At 30.0% G+C, this 3,112-nt stretch carries 4 protein-coding genes; all 4 read right to left on the bottom strand.

The features are described 5' to 3' along the window. Window positions 1-211 precede the first annotated feature (211 nt). Window positions 212-454: a hypothetical protein gene (locus tag Q0V09_RS09745; RefSeq protein ID WP_297489027.1), complete on the bottom strand. Its 243-nt coding sequence runs from the start codon at window positions 452-454 to the stop codon at window positions 212-214. A 26-nt stretch (window positions 455-480) separates the two neighbouring features. Continuing rightward, window positions 481-2,235 carry a hypothetical protein gene (locus Q0V09_RS09750; protein ID WP_297489030.1) on the bottom strand — a complete coding sequence of 585 codons (1,755 nt, stop codon included), beginning with the start codon at window positions 2,233-2,235 and terminating at the stop codon, window positions 481-483. 66 nt (window positions 2,236-2,301) lie between these two features. Next, complete coding sequence (locus Q0V09_RS09755) at window positions 2,302-2,544, bottom strand: hypothetical protein (protein WP_297489033.1); 243 nt, start codon at window positions 2,542-2,544, stop codon at window positions 2,302-2,304. A gap of 155 nt (window positions 2,545-2,699) precedes the next feature. After that, window positions 2,700-3,112: hypothetical protein (locus Q0V09_RS09760; RefSeq protein ID WP_297489036.1), on the bottom strand; the 413-nt coding region annotated here is incomplete at its 5' end.

Genomic DNA, 3,112 nt, shown 5'->3' on the forward strand with positions numbered 1-3,112 from the left:
ACTAGTGACATCATTATTAGATTATCTCCAACAGAATATTGGTCAAAAACAATAAATTCACAATTAGCTTTTATTGAATTTTCCCCTACAATATGAACATAACAGTCCTTTTTAATTAACATTTATTTTATCTCCTCCATTAACTTAAATTATATATTGCCTTACTAATTATTACAAAAAGGCACGTTCTCACAACAAACAGAAAGATGAATTATTGCAAAAATTCATCTCCTAGTTCCTTATGAAAAATAGCACTAATGATTGTTTCTTTATTGATATTTTCCACACTTGATAGATATTTAATAGTTCCCATATTTTCTTCGTTATCTTCAATAGTGAAACGAAAGTATATTCCTATCCCTATAAGAGTGAAGTAACTTAATCTAGACTTTTCTTCCAATGCTTTAAGTGCTTGCAACACGTAAGCTCTTTCCATTCTTTTTCTTTCAGTCATAATACCCTCCAAAAAAAAATTGGTAGTTATAATTCAACTACCAATCCATCATCTCTTACGTCAACAGTACTTTCCTCTGTTCCTGAAGCAACTTCTATAATCTTACCATCCTCTGATAATATTGAACAGAATGGCAACATTTTCTTAGTTACTATTAAATCTCCGTCTTCATTAATCACTTGTGTGATACTCTCTTTTACTCCTGCTGCTAAACAGTGTGGGTTTTCTCCCTCTATTTCTCCATTGATTAGTCCTGAAGCTATTAAATTAGCTATTGCACCAAACGTTCTTGGCTCGTTAGGTAACTTAACAGTTTTTCCTGAGAAAGTTTCTATTGATAGAGCTGATTGGATTTTACTCCAAACGCTATCATTATCACTTAAATACATATCAGGATTATTCTCTATTTTAAGATTGTCATACTTTAGAGAAACATCAGAACCATACACTGGAGCTGGATAAGAATCTTGTTTTATTTTCCATAAAGCCAATTCTTCAAAACTTCTTTTACTAAGTTTTTTAATTTTGTCCTTTACATCATCAAATTCAATTCTATCCAATCTTCCTAAATGATTTATAGGAGAATATCTTTTTACTCCTACAAAACATATTTGCTTTAATTTATCATACTCATTACCGTCGTGTCTAAAGATAGTATCGGTTTTAATCATGAAGTTTTTAAAGATGTCTTCTAAAATAGCCATAGTATCATCTTCTCTTATAGCAAATATTACTTTTGCATCATCATTTAAGTAATCATCTTCTATCATCATGTTTAAGAATTTGTTTACATTGTTTTCTCCATTAGAAGCTCCATATGGTGGATTAAATAAACAAACATCAATAAGTTTTTTAGGAATCTCCACTAACTCTTCATAAGCTTTATTTGTCATTTCATTGAACTTCTTTTCTCTGATTTTTTCAAATCTATTTTCTTCTATCTCATTTGCAACAGTGAATATATCATAGTAAGATCCTAACTTTTTATATAAATTAAGCCACTCTCCCTCACCTGCAAATAAGTCAGCTACAACAATTCTATCAGAATGTAAAGTTTGAGTTCTTAATATAAATATTTCGTCTATAATATCGAATCTACCCATTCTTATTAATCCTCTGTATAACCATTTTAACTTATCAGTTTTAATTTCTTCTAAGTCTTTAACAAATCTAAAGTTTTTATAAATAAAGTTAGATGTTCCTTTCTTTATAAGACCTTTTTTTATACCTACTGAAAATACTTCTAATAGCGAAGCATATTGGAATTCAAAGTTCGTGGGAAAGAAATCCATCTTAGACTTTGTATCCATATGGCCTACATACTTTTCACCTTTAGTTGTATAATTATTAAATTCTCCTAATATGTAATGTCTAATATCTTTAGGAGAATATTGGTCCAATATTTCAAATTTACCTTTTTCTAATACCTTTGTAAAATCTCTTAAAGTATTATTGTATTTAATCATACTTTTTAAAAAAGCTTCAGATGATTTAATTGCTTTTTTAAGTGGTTCAACTCTTCCTTCAAATACTTTTTTAGTTCCCAAAGGATTGATGAAGATTATTTTATCTCCATTCACTATATAATCTTTACCACACTCTTTATCAATAGATTGTTGGTTATCTAGCAAACCATAATACATAGGTATTCCTATTGAAAAATTATCTAACACATCTTGCTTATCTTTATCTGCCATACCTACTAACAACACATTGTTATCTATATTGTTTTCTGCATCAAGCTCTACCTTTTCTACTTTTACCTCTGTTGTTTCAAACAAGGTTTCAGGAACAGTTGTAGAAGTGGGAACAACTTCTTCCCCTTCTTTACTATTCTTGCTTTTGTTTCAATCTTCAATAAAAACTTTAACCTGTTTTGCTGTTTTGTTATGAATCCCATTAAGACTGTTTGCTGAAACAGATGTTCCATCTGGCAAATAGACATCTTCTCTAATAATAGAGTCTCCACCTATATAACATCCAACACTAATACTGGCTCTAGGTAATACTTTTGCACCTTCGTGCATATATGTTCCTAATTCAATCTTACAATCTTCAGCTAAATAAACAGTTGCATGTCCTGCTGGCATTAATACTTTTCCAACAGTTCTAAATTCTTCATTTTTAGCTTCATATAATTTAAATCCTTCAAAATCTACAGGTTTTCTTAAATCTAGGATATAGTGCCCTTTTTGTATTAAGTGTTTAACGTCTTCAGTCTCAAGGGAATCAGTACTTGGACGTCCTAAAAATTTAAGTCGTCTTCTCCAAATCCAAAGTCATCAAAATCGTCACCTAATCCAAAATCATCACTTGCAGCTTCTTTCTTTGCTACTTCTACTGGTGTTTTATCTCCTACCACTTCTTTTTTAGCTGGTGCTTCCATTCCAAAATCATCCAAATTATCTAGCCCAGAAAATTCATCATCAAAATTAGAAGTTTCCACTTTAACTACTTCTTTTTCAACTTTTTTATCTACAACCTTAACTCCTTCTTTAGTGGGAATTATTTTTGCTTTAGTTATTTCTACCTCTATCTCTTTTTCAACCTTAACTTCTTTTTTACTTACTTCTTTTTTAATTGGAGTTTCAACTTCTTCTACGTTCGAATATCTTTCTTTTATAGATTCCACAACTTCTAAAGTTATTGTAGTTAATA

The organism is uncultured Cetobacterium sp. (assembly GCF_947039425.1).
Classification (GTDB): domain Bacteria; phylum Fusobacteriota; class Fusobacteriia; order Fusobacteriales; family Fusobacteriaceae; genus Cetobacterium_A.

Coding starts and splice junctions, on each gene's coding strand:
- Q0V09_RS09745 (WP_297489027.1), bottom strand. CDS start 454: ATGACTGAAAGAAAAAGAATGGAAAGAGCTTACGTGTTGCAAGCACTT.
- Q0V09_RS09755 (WP_297489033.1), bottom strand. CDS start 2,544: ATGCCAGCAGGACATGCAACTGTTTATTTAGCTGAAGATTGTAAGATT.